This is a genomic window from Edaphobacter sp. FHG110511_03 (assembly GCF_059115365.1).
In genome coordinates this window covers 1-2,905 of sequence record NZ_JBZYWL010000035.1, presented here as the reverse complement: position 1 = coordinate 2,905, position 2,905 = coordinate 1, and the positions used below count along the sequence as shown (strand labels likewise).

Annotated in this window: 3 protein-coding genes; all 3 read left to right on the top strand. The window is 54.0% G+C overall.

What is annotated here, in order from left to right:
- The first annotated feature begins 116 nt into the window (after window positions 1-116).
- Complete coding sequence (locus tag AC5S26_RS29795) at window positions 117-1,343, top strand: chloride channel protein (protein WP_494188577.1); 1,227 nt, start codon at window positions 117-119, stop codon at window positions 1,341-1,343.
- An 88-nt stretch (window positions 1,344-1,431) separates the two neighbouring features.
- Entirely contained in the window at window positions 1,432-2,364 is a 933-nt protein-coding gene (locus AC5S26_RS29790) for a LysR family transcriptional regulator (RefSeq protein WP_494188576.1), read from the top strand.
- A gap of 85 nt (window positions 2,365-2,449) precedes the next feature.
- Window positions 2,450-2,905, top strand: a 456-nt coding sequence (locus AC5S26_RS29785; protein WP_494188575.1) for a carboxymuconolactone decarboxylase family protein, incomplete at its 3' end; no start/stop codon positions are given.

Genomic DNA, 2,905 nt, shown 5'->3' with positions numbered 1-2,905 from the left:
CGGTCCGCACTCCCCGAACGGACAGTTACAGGAACTGCGATAAAGGAGTTAGCCGAAGAGTGGGCAAATGTATGATCAACACAAGAGTTACTGACATCAGAGACACAGAACAAGGGATGACATCGTGGTTGGCATCCGCTGTCTGGGCAATTGTTCTCGGAGCTGCCAGTGGTTTGGCCTGTGTCACAGTACGGCTCTTCTTTCGGATTCTTCAGTGGATCTTTGTTCAGCAGACGGGAATGTTACCTCTGGCCGCAGCAACGTTGCCGCCCGCCCGTCGCATGCTGATTCCAATTATCGGCGCGGCGTTAGCAACCTTTCTGGCCTGGATGATGCGCAAGTCGGCACAGGATCTGCACTTTGAAGAATACGTCGAAGCCGTTCGTCTCAGAAATGGCAGGATTCCTCTCCCTTCGACGGTTTGGCGGACCGCGTCCTCTGCCTTGTCCGTAGCTACCGGCGCCGCGATCGGGCGGGAAGGATCGATGATCCAGTTCTCCGCTGCGATTTGCTCATGGATAGGAGAGCGATCTCTACTAACTAATCTTCCGTTGTCGCGGCAGGTAGCTTATGGCGTCGCCGCGGCGGTCGCTGCCGTTTATCAGGCGCCGATCGCCGGAGTCTTCTTCGCCACAGAGATTGTCCTAAATAATTGGATGCGAAAGGATATTCCTCTTCTGCTCTTGGCCTCAAGCACCGGTCTGCTCGTTAGTCGTTTTTTACTGGGTGCTGGCCCTCTCTTTCTCGTGAAAGGATCGTTGCCGATTACGCACGATCTCCTTTGGATTCTTCCTCTAGCTCTTGTTTTGGGCGTAGCTGGGCCAGCCTATCAAAAACTTCTTCATCTCTCCGGAACAGCGAAACGTCTGCCCTTTGCACTGGTGTGGAGCGGTCTGGCAGTGGGTGTTCTTGCTCTGATCGAGCCTAAGGTCTGGGGAAATGGTGATCTTGCGCTTGCGGGAGTATTGCAGAACAAAACGATGTTCTTCGAAATTGTCAGCGTGTTCACCTATCGCCTGATCGCTACAACCTTCTGCGTCGGCACAGGCACGGCCGGAGGAGTCTTCACTCCTACACTCTTTGCTGGTGCTGCCCTCGGTCTCGCGGCGGGCCAGTTACTCCATAGTCGCGAGCCGTCTATACTCGCAATCTGCGGCATGGGACTCCTGATGGCTGCTGTGACGCACGCTCCTTTGATGGCGGCTCTGATGGCCGTGGAACTGACGGGTCAATGGCATCTTTTGGCAGTCCTTCTGCCCTGCAATCTGCTCGCGTCGTTTGTCGCTCGCACTGTCTCCCATCACTCGCTATATCTAATTGCCAGTCCGGAGCCGGCCCCGTAAATATAAGATTTCGACATTCTAGCTTGATAACCATCAAGCCGACGCCACATGGGTTGGAAGCTGAAGGGAAATAGAAAAGGATAAAGCCATGATTGAGAATTTCCGCATTCGAGTATTTAGAGCCGTGGCACAGCATCTGAATTTCAGCCGGGCAGCAGAGGAACTGTTGCTCACCCAACCCGCAATTACTCAGCAAATCAAAGCGCTTGAGGATGAGTACGGCGTACCCTTATTCGATCGCGGGGGGGGACATATTGCGCTGACAGCCGGCGGAAAGGCGCTGCTACCGTTTGCCGAAAGAATGAAGGAGCTTTCCGACGAAGCCTTTGCCGCGGTCGCCGAGGCGTTCGGACAACATGCAGGAGAACTCGCTCTGGGAGCATCCCAGACCATCGGTCAATATCTCCTGCCAACGTTCGTAGCTGGATTTCGCAGGACAGCCCCTAAGGTCGTAGTCACGGCTCGCAGCGGGAACACAGATGAGATGCTCGAATCCCTCCTCGCGCGAGAGATTCAACTAGCGCTCATCGAAGGTCCGGAGCAGCGAAAAGATCTCCATATCGAACCGTTTATGGACGATCACATGGTACTTGTTGTCCCCGCAACTCATGGATGGGCTAATCACGATATTAAGTTGCAGGATCTGAAGAGCGAACCTTTGCTCGTGCGCGAATTTGGCTCCGGCTCAAGAAGAGTGGTGGAGCAGGCGCTCGCGAAGGCCGGGGTGAAGAGGAAAGATCTGATGATCAGCATGGAGCTTGACTCAACCGAAGGTCTGCTCAGTGGGGTGGAAGCCGGCCTCGGAATCACCTTCGTCTCGAGGTGGGCAGTCCGAAATCATCTCTCTCTCGGAACGCTGAAGATCGCAAGAGTACACGGACTGAAGCTGTCGAGACGCTTTTCGATGGCATATCCTGCTGGTCCAGAACCAACAGGGATCGTCGGTATCTTCCGGACGTTCTTGCTCTCTCGGGCAATGGAAATGGCACCCAAAAGGATAGCCGGGATAAATACTTCCTAGTTGCTGTGGTTTGGCAAACGAAGCGAAAACTCCGATGCACCCCTAGGAGTTCAGATGTCGTACTTAATCACGATGGAGAAGATCAATGCCACGCATTTCGCCTGTTTCTAACTCAACCGATGCAACTGTCACGGAAGTTCTGGATAATATGAAAGCCCGGATGGGTAAAGCACCAAACGCCATGGCAACTCTCGCGCAGTCTTCGGCCCCTTTCAATGGCTATCATGCTCTCAAAAAATCTCTCATGAGGGGTCGCTTGACAACCCGCCAAAGGGAGATCGTAGCACTTGTGACTGCACAGGAAAACGCCTGCCAGTATTGCCTCTCGGGCCACACTCAGACCGCAGCGGCCGTCGGCCTCAATCCCACTGACATTCTCAAAGCCCGGAGCGGCATAGGCGACAATAGACTGGACAATGCCATCGCAGGTGTCGCCATGAAGATAGTTCGGCGTAGAGGTTTGGTAGACGACGTCGATCTAGTTGTCGCACGAGAGGCTGGAGTTGACGATAGCTTATTGGTTGAGATTGTTGCCAATGTT

What these genes read in the sequence shown, in the direction of transcription:
- AC5S26_RS29795 (WP_494188577.1), top strand. Translation starts at nt 117, where the DNA reads ATGACATCGTGGTTGGCATCCGCTGTCTGGGCAATTGTTCTCGGAGCT.
- AC5S26_RS29790 (WP_494188576.1), top strand. Translation starts at nt 1,432, where the DNA reads ATGATTGAGAATTTCCGCATTCGAGTATTTAGAGCCGTGGCACAGCAT.